Below are 16166 nucleotides of genomic sequence, written 5' to 3'. Positions count from 1 at the left end.
AGCTCAATTATTGACCTCCATCAACTATTTGATACAATTCCACTGTTAATTACCTGAGCTATCCTCCACTGAAGAGAAGAATATCTCTCATAGCTTCTGTTATTCTCCACCATAAATTTCAAGGCTTTAATAGAACCAACTATTACAACAAAGCTTCTTGCCCTGGTAATTGCTGTGTATAGAAGATTTCTGTTCATAAGAAAGGGTGATCCCATGAAGGCTGGTATTATAACTACTGGAAATTCACTTCCCTGACTTTTATGTATTGTGATTGCATAAGCAAGCTCCAGTTCATCTAAATACATGGTTTCATAATTAACCCTTCGTTCCTCATCAAATATAACAGAAATTATACCTTTGTCCTCATCAATATACTCAATTACCCCTATATCTCCATTAAAAACCCCTACACCTTCATTATCTCCCGTTCCAGCTATCCTAGTCCACTTAAGAGAATAGTTATTTTTAATCTGCATAACCTTATCTCCTACCCTGAATATGGTGTTCCTATATTCTTTTTCCGGTTTATTTTCCTTGTAGGGATTAAGCATTTCCTGAAGTCTTATATTTAGATTAGTTACTCCTAAAGCACCCTTTTTCATCGGAGATAACACTTGAATATCCTTTAATTTATTCCAGCTTTCATTGTATTTAGGAAGCCTTCTATCAACTAAATCTAGAAGGGTATTCATCATCATAGATGGGTTTTCTTCATTTATAAAGAAGAAATCCTTGTCCTTACCATTTAATATAGGCATCGTTCCTTGATTTATTTTATGAGCATTTAAGGTAATTAAGCTATCCTTTGATTGTCTAAATATCTCTTTAAGGCTTACTACAGGAGCACAGCGACTATTTATTATGTCCTTTAATACATTTCCCGGGCCCACGGAAGGCAGCTGATCCACATCTCCAACTATAACTATTCTTGTTCCTGGCTTTATAGCCTTTAAAAGATTATTCATCAGGAGCACATCAATCATTGATGCTTCATCTATTATTATAACCTCACAGTCTAAAGGAGAGTCTTCATCCTTAGAAAAGACAGAAAGCTCTTCCTGACTGACCCCCATCTCCAGGAGCCTATGGATTGTTTTAGCCTCCCTGCCAGTAGATTCACTCATTCTCTTAGCAGCCCTTCCCGTAGGAGCACCCATTACCACCTTCATAGCACTTTTTTCAAATATATGCACTATGGCTTTTATGATGGTAGTCTTTCCTGTTCCAGGACCTCCGGTTATTACCTCCACCCCCCATTCTATGGCACCTCTAATAGCTTCCTTTTGAGATGGGGCAAAGGTTACCTTATTTTCCTTTTCAAAAGCCTTAATTTCATAATCTATATCAATATCCATGTCATCGTACTTGATTAAAGCAAGACTTAGGAGATTTTTTGTTATTCCCAGCTCACAATAATAATAGGGTAAATTAAATACTGCCCTTTCTCCATCTACAACCTCTAGAATAATCTTACTTTCAGCAGCGCAGGATATAATACCTTCCTCTACCTGCTCACTTTTTAGCGTCAGAAGCTTGCAGGCTTCTTCTAATAGCTTCTCATAAGGCATATAAGTATTTCCTTCAGCACAAAATTCATTTATTGCATATTTAATCCCACTATGGATTCTGAAGGGTGAGTCAATTTCTATACCTAAATTTTTAGCTATCTTATCTGCAGTTATAAACCCAATTCCTGAAATTTCCTCTGTCAATATATAAGGATTATTCTTCACCTTCTCAATAGAGGCACCACCAAACCTTTTGTATATCTTCATACATTGATTCGCTGAAACTCCATAGCTCTGGAGAAATATCATTATATTCTGCACCTCTCGCTGCTTCTGATAGGACTCCTTGATTACCTCTATCTTCTTCTCTCCTATACCCTCTATTTCTTTTAATCTATTTATACTCTCATCTAATACCTTTAAGGTATCTTCTCCAAATTTATTTACTATCTTTTTGGCTGTCACAGGTCCAATCCCCAGAATTAACCCTGAGGATAAATATTTTTCTATCCCAATCAAGGTATTCGGTCTTATTTCCTCACAGGTACTGATTTTAAACTGAGTACCAAACTGAGGATGGTTAACCCATTCTCCTGTAAGCTTTAGATTATTCCCCTCTGAAATATAGGGTATATATCCCACCACTGTAATGGTATCCTTAGAAACATCAAGCTTTGCGATAGTATAGCCATTATCTTCATTTTTATAAATAATGTCTTCAACAATTCCTTTAATTTCTTCCATGAACTCTCTCCTAAATAAAGATATTAACTATTGACCTAACAGAGTAAATTATACAAATTAACATTATTATAACACATTGCTTCACTTCAAATAAATCACTGTATATATCAATACTATCCCACATTACTATAAGTAATACAACAGCTCAGGACTATTTACATTTTTCCAGACTTATATCATAATAAAGATAATACAGATAATTTCTCTATTCATAAAAATATACATATTTAAGAGGTGGTCAAGTGATTATTAAAAATGCTAAATTAATATATTTGGACAAAATTGAAGAGGGAAGCATAAAAATCGAGAATGGAAAAATCTCAAAAATAAATCCAGAGGTTTTAGAGGATGACGTGGTTATTGATGCCGAAGGCCTTTATTTATCTCCTGGATTTATTGACGTTCACATCCATGGTGCAGGCGGTAGAGACACCATGGAAGGTAGCCTCGATGCTATAAACACCATAGCAAAATCTATTGCTGAGCATGGAACAACTTCCTTCACTCCTACTACTATGACAGTAGATAGAGATGAGGTAAAGAAAGCTATAGCGGCTATAGCTGAAGCTAAGTCTGTTGGTACTGATGGAGCTAACGTTTTAGGAGCTCATATGGAAGGACCTTTTATTAACGGTGAGATGATTGGTGCACAGAATCCTAAATATCTAGCAGCTCCTTCTATAGAAGCTTTTAAATATATGGCTGGGGATCATGAGGATGCAGTGGTAAGCGTTACTCTAGCTCCCGAGGTTCCAGGAGCCAAGGAGCTTATTAAATACTTAAAAGAAAAGGATATTGTAGCTTCTATGGGTCATACTAAGGCAACCTATTCAGAAGCCATGGAAGGAATTAAATGTGGAGTTTGTCATGCAACTCATCTTTACAACGCCATGACTCCTCTTCATCATAGAGACCCTGGGGTAGTTGGAGCAATATTCGATAGTAATATTACTACAGAAACAATTTCTGATGGCATACACATTTCCTACCCATCTCTTAGAGTGGCATATAAACAAAAAACCCTTGATAAGGTACTATTAGTATCAGATGCTATGATGGCATGCTCCATGCCCGAAGGAGAATACAGCCTGGGTGGTCAAAAGGTTATTGTTAAAAATGGCGCTGCAAGACTTGAAAACGGAGCCCTTGCTGGTTCAATACTTACCTTAGATAAGGCAGTAAAAAATGTAAAGGACAATTCCTCCTATAAGCTTCATGAAATAGTAAAAATGGCTACCTATAACGCTGCACGCCACTGCAAAGTTGAGGATAGAAAAGGTAAGCTTCAAGAAGGCTACGATGCAGATGTAATACTCTTTGATGAAGATATAAATATTAATAGAGTTATCATTGGAGGGAAGGAAATATTTAACAAATAAAGCCCCTACCAAATATATACTATAGCAAAAACAGCAGCCCATAAGGCTGCTGCTTTATTATTTACAATATGTTTTAGTTTTTATTTAATATATGCTTTTATCTCTTCTACTTTGTTTAGCTTTTCCCAAGGCAGGTCTAAATCAGTTCTACCAAAGTGACCGTAGGCAGCAGTCTGCTTAAATATAGGTCTTCTTAAGTCGAGCTCTCTGATAATTGCAGCAGGACGTAAATCAAAGACCTTGTCTATTATATCTATGATCTTATCCTCTGAGATTTTCCCTGTTCCGAAGGTGTCTACTTCAATGGATACTGGCTTAGCAACACCTATTGCATAAGCGATTTCTATTTCTAGCTTATCAGCTAATCCTGCAGCTACTAAATTTTTAGCAACCCATCTTGCAGCATAGGCACCAGATCTATCTACCTTAGTTGGATCCTTTCCAGAAAAAGCACCACCACCATGTCTTCCATAGCCTCCATAGGTATCAACAATAATCTTTCTTCCTGTTAAACCAGAGTCTCCCTGAGGTCCTCCGATAACAAATCTTCCTGTAGGATTAATATAGTACTTAGTATCTTCATCTATAAGCTCTGAAGGCACTACGGCATTAATAACCTTATCCATTATATCCTTTTTAAGCTCCTCCTGAGAAACCTCTGGACCGTGCTGAGTAGATATTACAATGGCATCAATTCTTACAGGCTTGTTGTCCTCATATTCTACAGTAACCTGTGTTTTACCGTCCGGTCTTAAATATCCTAATACCCCTTGCTTTCTTACTTCTGTAAGCTTTCTAGAAAGTCTATGGGCCATAGCAATGGGTAGAGGCATAAATTCTGAGGTTTCATTGGTAGCAAAACCAAACATCATACCTTGGTCTCCAGCTCCAATAGCATCTTCTTTTTCTATTTCCCCTTCTCTGGATTCCAAAGCTTCATCTACACCCATGGCAATATCACCAGATTGCTCGTCTATTGACGTAATCACCGAACAAGTATCACAATCAAAGCCATATTTTGCTCTATCATAACCAATCTCTCTTATTGTTTCTCTAACCAGCCTAGGTATATCTACGTAACAGCTAGTAGTAATCTCACCCATAACTAATACCATACCAGTAGTAACTGCTGTCTCGCAGGCTACTCTAGCTTTTGGGTCCTGCTCTAATATTGCATCCAATACTGCATCAGAAATCTGATCACAGATTTTATCTGGATGTCCTTCTGTAACTGACTCTGAAGTAAATAGTCTTCTCATAGTATTAGTCTCTATCAAAGGATAAAGACATTTTCACGCTCCTTTATAGTATTATAAAAGTCTTCTCTACTTTTTATATAATAAAAAGCCTCTTCAAAGAAGAGGCTTGATAGGCAACTCCTCTTATCTCGCAGCCATAGCTGCAGGAATTGGCACCTTAGTGCTGCGCACCGGTTGCCGGGTTTCATAGGGCCCTTTCCCTCCACCTCTCTTGATAAGAGCATTTTATTAAGTTTGAAAAGCAAAAGACATCTTATAGATGTCTCATTTGGTGGAGGAGAGTGGATTCGAACCACTGAAGCAACTTGCAACAGATTTACAGTCTGCCCCCTTTGGCCACTCGGGAACTCCTCCTCAATTTGGAGCTGGCAATAGGAATCGAACCTACAACCTGCTGATTACAAGTCAGCTGCTCTACCGTTGAGCCATGCCAGCATGATGATATTTTTTTAAAATGGTGGAGGAGAGTGGATTCGAACCACTGAAGCAACTTGCAACAGATTTACAGTCTGCCCCCTTTGGCCACTCGGGAACTCCTCCTCAATTTGGAGCTGGCAATAGGAATCGAACCTACAACCTGCTGATTACAAGTCAGCTGCTCTACCGTTGAGCCATGCCAGCATTTATTTAATTAATGATTAAAAATTTAACCAATATGGTGGGAACAACAGGGATCGAACCTGTGACCCTCTGCTTGTAAGGCAGATGCTCTCCCAGCTGAGCTATGCTCCCATATTTGGTGGAGGAGAGTGGATTCGAACCACTGAAGTCACTGACAACAGATTTACAGTCTGCCCCCTTTGGCCGCTCGGGAACTCCTCCGTTTGTTAACCGTTCGTGCCGGTCAACAAAATCTAGTATACATAGAACTTAACTATTGTTCAAGTGTGCATATTAACCAATATACACATTTTAGCCCTCTAAGACTCCATTTTTCTTCATATTCCTTTAAATATGGCCAAAATCCATATTTGTTAACTTTTTTTCAACTAATGTTACTCCTCAGTGTTTTTTCCTCTTAAAATCAGTAATTTACATTACTATCGTGCATATTTTCTTCTATATTTTCCAAATACATATAAGGATATAATATATCCTTAACCTCCTGATAATCCTTCTCTGACAATCGCTTTTTGAGGATATTAAATATTTCTGTCGCTCCACCCATTTCATCGTAGCCATTCATAATTTCTACTATGTTTCCGTAATCCATCACCGACAGCTTACCAACGATTTTAACAAGCTTAGCCTTATCCTTAAGAGAAATCTTCTGTGGTATAGTCTCCTTATTAATTTTAAAAACCGCTGCTGTTTCCTCCTCTAATATAATATTCTCCACTGGGTCTGAATCATCCGCATCCTCATATACACTTCTATCCTTATTATCTGTATCATCATCTATATCTATATTCTCCTGATTTTCTTTCTCAGCATAATCCACCTCTTCCTCCAGTTCTTCTTCAGAATTACTATGAGAAGCATTATTATCCTCTTCAGGAGGAGTATCCAATTGCTCTCTAGGAGGCAATTTACTATAGGCTATCGCCTTATCTAATTGCTTATCTCTATAGGTATTATAATCATTTATTAAATAAAAACAGGTCACTGCAGTAATCAGGATGATAAACAAAGACATAACTATTTTTCTCATATCTCCACACTCCTAAATAAAATAATCTTTCTATTATATATTCTTCCAATTATGTCCATTTTTATTCTAATATTTAGCAGTCTATGAACATATAAATGATTATGGAGGTGGAGAATCATTGGATAAAATAAAAACTCATTATAAGTCTTCTCTGGCATATTACGAAATTGCCTACTATATAAAAAAATATATAAACTCAGAAACTGTAATCATTTGCATAGGAACAGATAAATGTATAGGTGATTCCTTAGGCCCTCTAGTAGGAACAATGCTGAAGGATAAAAACTTTCCATTACCTGTATACGGAACCATAGATATACCAATTCATGCTTTAAACTTGGATAAAAATCTAAAGGAAATTAAAAACCTTCATCCCAACGCTTCCATAATAGCAATTGATGCCTCCTTAGGTGATGAAGAAGCTATAGGTGAGATTCATTGCAGGGATTTTTCTATACACCCTGGTAAGGGTGTGGGAAAGAAGCTTCCAGACGTAGGAGAGGCCTCTATTATAGGTATAGTAGATTCCTGTGATAAAGCAGAATTCTTTGCTTCCCGAACCATTCGATTAAGCTTAATCATGAACATGGCTAGAATTATAACTGACGGTCTAATCCACGGATACTATTTAGCTCTTATACAAAATAATTAGCTATCTCTCATAATAACGAAAACATCTACTATAAAACAAAAAGGCTCTATTCGAGCCTTTTTCACTATTTTTATTCAATCATAGAAACTTGACTATCTGAAATTGCTACTTCTAATTTATCCAGATAGGAAAGCACCATGCCCGTTCCCATGGCGACACAAGATACTGAATCTTCAGCAAAGTTTACATTTACACCGGTTCTCTTTTCAATGAGAACATCTAAGCCATAAAGTAAACCGCCGCCTCCTGTTAGCACAATGCCATTTTCAATAATATCAGATACTAATTCCGGTGGAGTGATTTCTAGAACAGAATGAACAGTATCAGCAATAAGCTTTACTGTATCCTCTAAAGCCTCTACCATTTCTTCTGTATTTACCAGAACATTGTCTGGAAGTCCCGTTACAAGGTTTCGGCCTTTTATATTCATAGATTCATTTCTTATACCAGAGCAAGCTGCGCCTACATTTATTTTAAGTTCCTCAGCAGTTCTATCTCCAATTAAAAGCTTATGCTTATTTCTTATGTACCTAACAATAGCTTCGTCAAATTTATCTCCTGCTATCTTTATTGAGGATCTTACCACTACTCCACCTAAGGATATTACAGCTATATCAGTAGTTCCACCACCAATATCTACAACCATATTTCCATTAGGCTTTGAAATATCTATGCCAGCTCCTACGGCTGCTGCTAAAGGCTCCTCAATAAGAAAGACCCTCTTAGCTCCTGCATTTTTAGCAGCATCAATAACTGCTCTTTTCTCTACTTCTGTAGCCTGAGAAGGTACACATACCATTATTTTGGGAGCAGAAATTCTTCTCTTACCACAAGCCTTTCTGATAAAGTATTTCAACATTCTTTCAGTTATATCATAATCAGATATAACTCCATCCTTTAAAGGTCTAACTGCCACGATGTTGCCTGGCGTTCTGCCTATCATTTTTCTTGCTTCTTCACCTACAGCAAGAATTCTATTGGTATTTTTGTCTATTGCTACCACTGAAGGCTCCTTTAAAATAACACCTTTTCCCTTTAAATATACAAGCACAGTTGCTGTACCAAGATCTATACCCATATCTGTACTCATTCTCAAAAACCACATAAAAAGTCACTCCTAAACCATCATAATTAGTATACCCTTAAGCTACACGCCTATTTCTTCCATTATAATTATACATTTAATATTTTTAACCTTCAATAGCTTTATACTTTAATTTTGTTGCTTTTCCGCCTCTTATATGCCTTTCAGCTTTATTTAAATCTAAAATTAGCTTGGCCTCTTGTGCGATGGCAGGATTAAGCTTAGGAAGTCTTTCTGTCATATCCTTGTGAATAGTGCTTTTACTTACTCCAAAAACCTTTGCTGTTTTTCTGATTGTAGCTTTTGAATCTATGATGTAATTAGCCACTTCAAGAACTCTTTCTTCGATGTAGTCCTTCAAATTGCTACCTCCTTAATTTCTATAATTATTAATATGCATTATCATACTTGTCGATTACTTTTAGAATCAGCCATTTTTCGCTGATTTTGAAAAATGGCTGTTCCTTTAATTATTTGCTCTTATCGGCTACCTTCAAGGACAAATATCCTGTTGGATCAACCTGTTCATTCTTAGTGGTATTAATCACTTGGAAATTAAGATGATCTCCATATTTTTCCTCAATAAAGGTTGTCGCAGTCTTTCCAACTTTTCCAATTACCTGACCTTGCTTAACTGTATCTCCAATTTTAACGGAAACTTTTTCATCAAGATTAGAGTATATAGTTACTAAGCCATTGGCATGCTTAATTTGAACATATTGTCCTAAGACAGTTTTGTCATTTAATACATTTTCTACAACCCCATCGGCTACAGCTTTTACATCTGCGCCAACAGCACTTGCTATATCAATTCCCTTAACAGTTCTCCAATGATCCATGGTATCTACCCAAACAGGATTTATACCAGAATACCCTCTCACGATTTCTCCCTGAACAGGATTGATGAATTGATTAGTAGTGCTAGCTACAGGCTGTGAATTTTGGGATTTTGATGCTTCCTTGTCTTCTACCTTTGCTTCATCCTTATCCTCGGTAACAACCTCAGCATTTGGAATTTGACTGGTTGTTTCCTCAGTGTTATTATCTGCTGTCTCCTCCACTTGAGTTTTTGGAGTTTTATCAGAATTAATCTTAGAATTTCTGCTGGTAATTGCTGCTATACTAGCTACAATACAAAGACATAGGAATAAGACTACATAAAATCCCTCCTTCTTTATAAAGTTGGAAGACTTTTTGAAAAAATTTTTGTCCATATGAACACCTCCATCATTAAGTCTGTCCTTTATAAATAAAAAAATACATATTATACTAATTTTATTACTATCTTTTTCCAACATTTTTAGAAGTTATTTTACAATATACAAAGATATTTTTACAACTTTATTGTAAAATATCCAATTATTATGACATATATACCTTTAAAGCTATCATCCATTGTTTTAAAAAATAAAAAACTCTCATGCAATTATGAGAGTTAGCTCGTTTTAAGGAGTATTAAATTATCTATTATCTTCTATTTAAACTTTATAGTTTCAATAGACACACCGGTATAATAATGGAGCAATATATCTCTATAGCTCTTTCCTGCCTTCCCCATAACATTAGCCCCCCATTGACTCATTCCAACCCCATGGCCATAGCCTAGAGAATTTACATGAACCTCGCTACCAATATCTATAGTAAAATTTGCTGAATAAAGACCTAAAATACTTCTGAGCTTCACTCCACTGACCGTGGCATTTCCCAATCTAATTTCCTTTACAGAACCGCTTTGATTTCTTGAAATTATTTCTATATCCTTAGAAAGTGTGCCTTCTTTTAATTGAGCTTTCGGAAGGGCGCTATTTATTTTCTTTACAAAATCATTCTTAGTAAAGGTATTATTATTTTTATATCTATTTGAAATTTCTTCACCACTGCTGGGTACAGATTTAAGATAAGGAATTTCCTTTCCAAAAACCTCTTTACTATCTTCAGTGAAGCCCCAGCTAGTAGAAAAATACTGAGCGTTCGTAACCAAATCATTATTGTAGCTGAGAACTTGTCCCTTAGTTTCTTCCACTGCCTTGAGTATTTTCTCATAATATTCCTCTCCTTTACCCTTAGGCCAGTCCTTAAGAATCATCTCCTTTGTTTTATACACCTGACAGTGGATAGTATCACATATATCCGCCCCATTACCTTTAGAGCAATTATTCAGAGTCCTTCCAAGAGCAAAAGTTCTAGCGGCTACCGCTTGTGCTTTCAGTGCTTCCAACTCAAAAGAAACAGGCATTTCACTGCTTAATACACCAGCAAGATACTCTTCTATTTTTATCTCTATAGTTTTATTTTCTTTAGTTAAATATACATTTATCTTGTCGCTGTAAGCTCTAGAGACTACTTCCTTTAAGGTAAAGACCTTTACAGCCTCTTCCTCCTTTAAAGCCTTATCCTCTGGGTTAACAATGGTAATCCATACAAGGAGCAATACAGCTATCATCCCTACAAGCTTAAGCAGTTCTTTGTGATTGATATTGTTTCTTCTTTTTTTATAATATTGATTATTGAACATAAAATTCACCTTCCCATATTAATTTATATTGGAAAGGTGAATTTTATTACTATTATATTTTTATCCTTTTAATGTCAGCCCCTAAAGCCTTAAGTTTTTTTTCTATATTCATATATCCTCTATCGATATGGTATACATCATTAATAGTTGTGATTCCCGTTGCCGCCAGTCCAGCAATCACAAGGGCTGCTCCAGCTCTTAAGTCCGTGGCCTTTACCTCACAGCCTGTAAGCTTTTTTACTCCATCTATAATAGCAACTCGTCCGTCAATCTTAATATTTGCTCCCATTCTCGTAAGCTCTGGCACCTGCATGAATCTATTTTCAAATACAGTTTCAGTAATGACACTGGTCCCGTGAGACATAGAAAGAAGGCTCATCATCTGTGCCTGCATATCTGTTGGAAAACCTGGATATGGTAGTGTTTTGATATCCACAGGCTTATAGCACTCTCGACCATCCACAATCATTTCTTCTCCATTACTTTCTATTATCATTCCACATTCAGTCAGCTTTGAAATAATTGGTCTTAAATGCTCTTCATTTACCCCTATAAGCTTAAATTTACTTTTAGTTATGCCCGCACAAGCCATATAGGTTCCTGCTTCTATCCTATCAAAAATAGGCTTATATACACTCTTATGAAGAGTTGTCACACCATGAATAGTAATAGAACCCGTTCCAGCACCGAAGATTTTTGCACCCATGGAGCTTAAAAAATTAGCTAAATCAATAATTTCCGGTTCCTCTGCTGCATTTTGTATTATAGTAGTTCCTTCAGCAAAAACCGCAGCCATCATTATATTTTCTGTAGCACCAACAGAAGGAAAATCCAAATTAATTTTGCATCCTGTGAGCTTATTTCCTTCTACAAGAACAAATCCATGTTCTGTATCCACCTTTGCACCCAGGGCCTTTAAGCCCTTTAAGTGAAGATCAATAGGTCTATTGCCAATATTACAGCCTCCAGGCATGGATAGCTTGAAGCTTCCGAATCTAGCAAGCATTGGTCCCATTATCAAAAATGAAGCTCTCATTTTTCTAACAAGCTCTATATTAGGCTCCTTGTTAATAATATTTTTAGAATTAATAGATATTGTGTTATTAACATTATTTATTTCTACGATGCACCCTAAATCTTGAAGTACTGAGCATATAACAAAAACATCCTCCAGCATTGGTGCTCCTTCAATAACGCATTCTTCTGCGCATAATATACAGGCAGCAATTATAGGCAGAACTGAATTTTTTGCTGAGCTTATGGCTACCTCTCCCTTTAAGGTAGTGTCTCCATTTATTATTATTTTCTCCATATTTTCCTCCAGCTTTATTAATAAATTTCATCTATTATTGGTGTACCAATAAATATATAAGTACTTGTTTCGTAGCTACAAAGGGAGTAATTTATCTTTATTTCATTCTTAAACAAATGATTATTTAAAATAGCAATAGATGTATATCCATTATCTATTTCTAAGTTTTCTATTGAATGAAAACCTTTCTTCTCTAAAGCACTATTAACAGAGTCTAATGCTTCAGGAGCTCTCTCATGCCTTAGTTTCCCCTTCATATATTTATAATATTTAGCTTCAACCTCTTTATTTTTTGTATAATCTTGAATATATTGTTCTAGTTCCTCTAACTTATTACCATGGCCATAAACAACAGCCTTAATAGTTATTTGCGACTTGTCCTTTAAATCAACACCTTTTATTTCTATGAGGATTTCATCCTTTATGATATTTAGAAGATGGATATTATTTTCATCTTTTTTAAGTAAGATTTCGTTTCCCTGAAAATACTCAGCAATTTTTCTTATTTCCTCTTCTGAGGACTGCTCCACATAATAAACAGCTTTAAAAGAGGTTTCTATTATTTCTCCAGCTGCTGCCTCAATAATGGCATAAAACGTACTGTTCTCTGTAGTCACACCCTTATCAGGAAAAAGAAATATATTAAAAATTAAAAATGATGTAATTATACCCAAAAAAATTTTGTTCATGATTATACCCCCTATACAGTATAATTATGGACAACAACATAAAAACCTATTCATTTTATTTACATATATACCAAATATATATTACTAATATATAGCAGAGAGAAAAAATGGTGATTTTTTTACTTATAAATTGCAATAAAAAATCTCTAAAGAAATAATAAAAATTATTTCTTTAGAGATAAAAGCTTGTCCTAATTTAATTATCTTTCAACTACCAGAGCAGTTCCCATTCCGCCACCAATACACAGGGTAGCTAAACCCTTCTTTGCATCTCTCTTTTCCATTTCATGGAGAAGAGTAACAAGAATTCTAGCACCGGAAGCACCAACAGGATGTCCAATAGCTATAGCTCCTCCATTTACATTAACCTTATCCATATCAAAATGTAAATCACGAGCAACGGCAATACTTTGAGCTGCAAAGGCTTCATTAGATTCAATAAGATCTAAGTCTTCTACTGCTATATTAGCATTTTCCAGAGCAAGCTTAGTAGCATGGAAAGGACCATAACCCATAATTGTAGGTTCTAAACCCTTTGAGCCATAGGAAACTATTTTTGCCATAGGCTTAAGTCCAAGCTCCTCAGCTTTATCAGCACTCATTAACACTATTGCAGCAGCACCATCATTTATCCCTGATGCATTTCCTGCTGTAACTGTTCCATCTTTTTTGAAGGCAGGTCTTAGCTTAGATAGTCCAGCCATAGTAGCTCCGAATCTTGGGAATTCATCAGTGTCAAATACGATAGGATCACCTTTTCTTTGAGGAATCTCTACCTTAACAATTTCATCCTTAAATCTTCCAGCTTTTATTGCTGCTTCAGCTTTATTTTGAGAGCTTACAGCAAAGGTATCTTGATCCTCTCTTGTGATTCCCCACTGCTCAGCTATGTTTTCTGCAGTTATACCCATGTGGATATTGTTAAAGGCATCAGTCAATGCATCATTAATCATTGAGTCAACCATCTTACCATCGCCCATTCTTTGTCCCCATCTAGCATTTTTAAGTACATAAGGAGCCTGTGACATATTTTCAGTTCCTCCAGCTACAACTATATCAGCATCTCCTAGCTTGATGAGCTGTGCTGCTAAGGAAACTGTTCTAAGACCAGATCCACATACCATATTTATTGTCATTGCAGGGATTTCTACTGGAAGACCAGCTTTTACTGCAGCTTGTCTTGCAACATTTTGACCAAGCCCAGCTTGTATTACATTTCCCATGAGAACTTCATTTACCTGTTCAGGTTTTATTCCAGCTCTATTAACAGCTTCCTTAATAACTAAAGCACCTAAATCTGCTGCTGATACATCCTTTAAGCTTCCACCAAAGGAACCTACTGCAGTCCTGACTGCACTTACTATCACTACATCTTTCATTTTTAAACCTCCTAAATATTAAATCCATTTTGACATATAACAATTATATCACCATTTAAAATATATTGAAAATAATCTTACTGCTCAAATAAGCTCATATTTCTTGATTAGCTACCAATATATTGTTATTTTTTTAACTATAATAACTATTCTGAATTATTTATTTAATCTACTTTTTCTATAATTTATCTTAGGAAAAAGGCTATTTAAAAGCTTTTTTTACATTAGTATTTACTATAACCTTTAATTTAATCAAATATTTGCATTTTAGTTAACAGATATTGTTAAATAAAATACTATTAACAAGTGGAAAAGCAGCATTATTATGCTGCTATAATCTACTTTGTACCAAAGAGTCTATCCCCTGCATCCCCAAGGCCTGGAACTATGTATCCATGATCATTTAATTTTTCGTCTATAGAACCTACATAAATATCCACATCAGGATGAGCATTCTGAACTAATTTTATTCCCTCTGGAGCACTGATTAAGCATACAAGCCTTATATTTTTAGCTCCTCTCTTCTTTAGAAGAGTGATAGCATCTGATGCAGAACCTCCTGTAGCCAGCATTGGATCCACAACTATTACATCTCTTTCTTCTATGTCCTGAGGAAGCTTGCAGAAATATTCTACTGGCTGAAGAGTTTCCTCATCCCTATAAAGTCCTATATGGCCAACCTTAGCAGCAGGTATCAGCTTAAGCATTCCATCTACCATTCCAAGGCCAGCTCTTAATATTGGTACTATTGCTGTTTTCTTTCCAGATAGCATCTGGCATTTAGTTTTACAGATAGGTGTTTCTATTTCCACCTCTTCTGTCTGAAGGTCTCTTGTCACTTCGTAAGCAAGGAGCATTGATACCTCTTCTACTAGCTCTCTAAAGTCCTTGGAACCGGTGTTCTTATCTCTTATAAAAGCCATTTTGTGCTGAATTAATGGATGTGTTATTTGTGTTACTTTACTCATTTGATATTCCCCCTAAACAACTTAATTATTATTAATTAATTTTTAAACTATAACTTATTATTTTCAATTTCGGTAATTTTATTTACTCTTCTCAAATGTCTATCTCCTTCGAATTCACTATTTAAAAAGGTATCTACTATTTCTAAGGCAAGCCCTGGTCCAATTACCCTCTCTCCCATGGTGAGCACATTGGCATTATTGTGCTCTCTTGCAGCATGAGCACTGAAGGTGTCGTGACAGAGAGCTGCTCTTATTCCCTTAACCTTATTAGCAGCTATACCTATACCAATTCCTGTACCGCAGATTAATATTCCTAGGTCATATTCTTTTGAAACCACTGCTTCTGAAACCTCTATTGCTATATCTGGGTAATCACAGGAAGTCTCAGTGTGAGTTCCAAAATCCTTATAGCCAATTCCTCTACTCTTCAAATGTTCAATAACTTGACTCTTAAGTGAAAAGCCGCCATGGTCACTGCCAATTGCAATTTTCATCTTACTTCCTCCTTAAAATACTAATCAATTATCTAGTACTTATATATTTGTAAAAAAAGAGATAGTAAGCCTATTAATTACTATCTCCTTCTATTTTTACCAATAACTTAACTATTAAATTTTCAAGCTCCTTATAGGTTTCTCTGTAAGTATTAATAGAGCCACCGTAAGGGTCCATAACATCACCTTTAACGCCGACATATTCCTTTAATGAGAATACTTTATTTTTAAGCTCAGGAAATCTATTTATAATAGCTTCCTTAATATAAGCCGACATGGTTAAAACAAGATCCATATCACCTAAAATGCTGTCAGTTAATTGAACAGCTTTTCTCCCTTTTATGTCAGCTTCTAAGGCTTCTAGAGCAATATAGGATGAATTATTAGATGCAGTACTTCCTGGCACAATAGATATGCCAGCAGAATAAGCCTTCATATCCTCTTTATTCTTTTTGCTATTGAAAATAACTTCTGCCAAAGGGCTTCTACATGTATTTCCTGTACAAACGAATAAAACCTTCATACTGCCTCC

15 protein-coding genes, 6 tRNA genes and 1 riboswitch are annotated in these 16166 nt (G+C 35.8%); of the genes, 2 read left to right on the top strand and 19 right to left on the bottom strand.

Annotated elements, in window-relative coordinates:
• Positions 1-20: 20 nt before the first annotated feature.
• Complete coding sequence (gene recD2 / locus ACPWSR_RS14310; protein WP_426348908.1) at positions 21-2252, bottom strand: SF1B family DNA helicase RecD2; 2232 nt, start codon at positions 2250-2252, stop codon at positions 21-23.
• A gap of 242 nt (positions 2253-2494) precedes the next feature.
• Here recD2 and nagA point away from each other — a divergent pair, with 242 nt between their 5' ends.
• Positions 2495-3631, top strand: a complete 1137-nt coding sequence (gene nagA, locus ACPWSR_RS14305; RefSeq protein ID WP_426348907.1) for an N-acetylglucosamine-6-phosphate deacetylase — start codon at positions 2495-2497, stop codon at positions 3629-3631.
• Positions 3632-3711: 80 nt separating this feature from the next.
• On the opposite strand, the gene metK is transcribed toward nagA, so the two are convergent.
• The 8 genes from metK to ACPWSR_RS14265 all read right to left on the bottom strand — a co-directional run bounded on the left by metK (position 3712) and on the right by ACPWSR_RS14265 (position 6541).
• Positions 3712-4890: a methionine adenosyltransferase gene (metK, locus tag ACPWSR_RS14300; protein ID WP_426348906.1), complete on the bottom strand. Its 1179-nt coding sequence runs from the start codon at positions 4888-4890 to the stop codon at positions 3712-3714.
• Positions 4891-5010: 120 nt separating this feature from the next.
• Positions 5011-5111, bottom strand: a riboswitch (SAM riboswitch).
• 48 nt (positions 5112-5159) lie between these two features.
• Positions 5160-5244 (bottom strand) — tRNA-Tyr (locus ACPWSR_RS14295).
• Positions 5245-5250: 6 nt separating this feature from the next.
• A tRNA-Thr gene (locus ACPWSR_RS14290) sits at positions 5251-5325 on the bottom strand.
• A 20-nt stretch (positions 5326-5345) separates the two neighbouring features.
• Positions 5346-5430: transfer RNA gene (locus tag ACPWSR_RS14285), tRNA-Tyr, on the bottom strand.
• A 6-nt stretch (positions 5431-5436) separates the two neighbouring features.
• Positions 5437-5511: transfer RNA gene (locus ACPWSR_RS14280), tRNA-Thr, on the bottom strand.
• A gap of 35 nt (positions 5512-5546) precedes the next feature.
• A tRNA-Val gene (locus ACPWSR_RS14275) sits at positions 5547-5622 on the bottom strand.
• A gap of 5 nt (positions 5623-5627) precedes the next feature.
• Positions 5628-5712: transfer RNA gene (locus ACPWSR_RS14270), tRNA-Tyr, on the bottom strand.
• A gap of 202 nt (positions 5713-5914) precedes the next feature.
• Positions 5915-6541: a hypothetical protein gene (locus ACPWSR_RS14265; RefSeq protein WP_426348905.1), complete on the bottom strand. Its 627-nt coding sequence runs from the start codon at positions 6539-6541 to the stop codon at positions 5915-5917.
• Positions 6542-6659: 118 nt separating this feature from the next.
• Between ACPWSR_RS14265 and yyaC the strand changes: the two genes are divergently transcribed.
• Positions 6660-7193, top strand: a complete 534-nt coding sequence (gene yyaC, locus ACPWSR_RS14260; protein WP_426348904.1) for a spore protease YyaC — start codon at positions 6660-6662, stop codon at positions 7191-7193.
• A 70-nt stretch (positions 7194-7263) separates the two neighbouring features.
• Here yyaC and mreB read toward each other — a convergent pair whose 3' ends face one another.
• From mreB to ACPWSR_RS14210, 10 genes are all read right to left on the bottom strand, one after another.
• The gene (gene mreB / locus ACPWSR_RS14255) at positions 7264-8283 is read right to left on the bottom strand and encodes a rod shape-determining protein MreB (RefSeq protein WP_426351390.1); all 1020 of its coding nucleotides are present in this window, start codon (positions 8281-8283) and stop codon (positions 7264-7266) included.
• A 100-nt stretch (positions 8284-8383) separates the two neighbouring features.
• Positions 8384-8638, bottom strand: a complete 255-nt coding sequence (gene spoIIID, locus ACPWSR_RS14250; RefSeq protein ID WP_426348903.1) for a sporulation transcriptional regulator SpoIIID — start codon at positions 8636-8638, stop codon at positions 8384-8386.
• Positions 8639-8747: 109 nt separating this feature from the next.
• On the bottom strand, positions 8748-9491 hold the full coding sequence (locus ACPWSR_RS14245; protein ID WP_426348902.1) for a peptidoglycan DD-metalloendopeptidase family protein: 744 nt from the start codon (positions 9489-9491) through the stop codon (positions 8748-8750).
• 260 nt (positions 9492-9751) lie between these two features.
• The gene (gene spoIID / locus ACPWSR_RS14240) at positions 9752-10792 is read right to left on the bottom strand and encodes a stage II sporulation protein D (protein ID WP_426348901.1); all 1041 of its coding nucleotides are present in this window, start codon (positions 10790-10792) and stop codon (positions 9752-9754) included.
• Between the two features lie 52 nt (positions 10793-10844).
• Entirely contained in the window at positions 10845-12104 is a 1260-nt protein-coding gene (gene murA / locus ACPWSR_RS14235) for a UDP-N-acetylglucosamine 1-carboxyvinyltransferase (protein WP_426348900.1), read from the bottom strand.
• 17 nt (positions 12105-12121) lie between these two features.
• Positions 12122-12793, bottom strand: coding sequence for a hypothetical protein (locus ACPWSR_RS14230; RefSeq protein WP_426348899.1), 672 nt, complete (start codon positions 12791-12793; stop codon positions 12122-12124).
• Between the two features lie 200 nt (positions 12794-12993).
• Positions 12994-14172 (bottom strand): acetyl-CoA C-acetyltransferase, encoded by a 1179-nt coding sequence (locus ACPWSR_RS14225; protein WP_426348898.1) that lies wholly within the window; start codon positions 14170-14172, stop codon positions 12994-12996.
• Positions 14173-14510: 338 nt separating this feature from the next.
• Complete coding sequence (upp, locus tag ACPWSR_RS14220; protein ID WP_426348897.1) at positions 14511-15140, bottom strand: uracil phosphoribosyltransferase; 630 nt, start codon at positions 15138-15140, stop codon at positions 14511-14513.
• Positions 15141-15187: 47 nt separating this feature from the next.
• The gene (gene rpiB / locus ACPWSR_RS14215; RefSeq protein WP_426348896.1) at positions 15188-15634 is read right to left on the bottom strand and encodes a ribose 5-phosphate isomerase B; all 447 of its coding nucleotides are present in this window, start codon (positions 15632-15634) and stop codon (positions 15188-15190) included.
• A 73-nt stretch (positions 15635-15707) separates the two neighbouring features.
• Positions 15708-16157 carry a low molecular weight protein arginine phosphatase gene (locus tag ACPWSR_RS14210; RefSeq protein WP_426348895.1) on the bottom strand — a complete coding sequence of 150 codons (450 nt, stop codon included), beginning with the start codon at positions 16155-16157 and terminating at the stop codon, positions 15708-15710.
• Positions 16158-16166 lie beyond the last annotated feature (9 nt).

Source organism: Alloiococcus sp. CFN-8 (assembly GCF_049943125.1).
Taxonomy (GTDB): Bacteria; Bacillota; Clostridia; order Clostridiales; family Clostridiaceae; genus JAEXZL01.
Note: the sequence above shows the minus strand (reverse complement) of the source record. Positions and strands in the feature narration are given on the sequence as shown.

Excerpts from the sequence above, each read along its gene's own strand:
- recD2 (WP_426348908.1), bottom strand. The coding sequence starts at position 2,252 with ATGGAAGAAATTAAAGGAATTGTTGAAGACATTATTTATAAAAATGAA.
- metK (WP_426348906.1), bottom strand. The coding sequence starts at position 4,890 with ATGAGAAGACTATTTACTTCAGAGTCAGTTACAGAAGGACATCCAGAT.
- ACPWSR_RS14265 (WP_426348905.1), bottom strand. The coding sequence starts at position 6,541 with ATGAGAAAAATAGTTATGTCTTTGTTTATCATCCTGATTACTGCAGTG.
- mreB (WP_426351390.1), bottom strand. The coding sequence starts at position 8,283 with ATGAGTACAGATATGGGTATAGATCTTGGTACAGCAACTGTGCTTGTA.
- ACPWSR_RS14245 (WP_426348902.1), bottom strand. The coding sequence starts at position 9,491 with ATGGACAAAAATTTTTTCAAAAAGTCTTCCAACTTTATAAAGAAGGAG.
- spoIID (WP_426348901.1), bottom strand. The coding sequence starts at position 10,792 with ATGTTCAATAATCAATATTATAAAAAAAGAAGAAACAATATCAATCAC.
- murA (WP_426348900.1), bottom strand. The coding sequence starts at position 12,104 with ATGGAGAAAATAATAATAAATGGAGACACTACCTTAAAGGGAGAGGTA.
- ACPWSR_RS14230 (WP_426348899.1), bottom strand. The coding sequence starts at position 12,793 with ATGAACAAAATTTTTTTGGGTATAATTACATCATTTTTAATTTTTAAT.
- ACPWSR_RS14225 (WP_426348898.1), bottom strand. The coding sequence starts at position 14,172 with ATGAAAGATGTAGTGATAGTAAGTGCAGTCAGGACTGCAGTAGGTTCC.
- upp (WP_426348897.1), bottom strand. The coding sequence starts at position 15,140 with ATGAGTAAAGTAACACAAATAACACATCCATTAATTCAGCACAAAATG.
- rpiB (WP_426348896.1), bottom strand. The coding sequence starts at position 15,634 with ATGAAAATTGCAATTGGCAGTGACCATGGCGGCTTTTCACTTAAGAGT.
- ACPWSR_RS14210 (WP_426348895.1), bottom strand. The coding sequence starts at position 16,157 with ATGAAGGTTTTATTCGTTTGTACAGGAAATACATGTAGAAGCCCTTTG.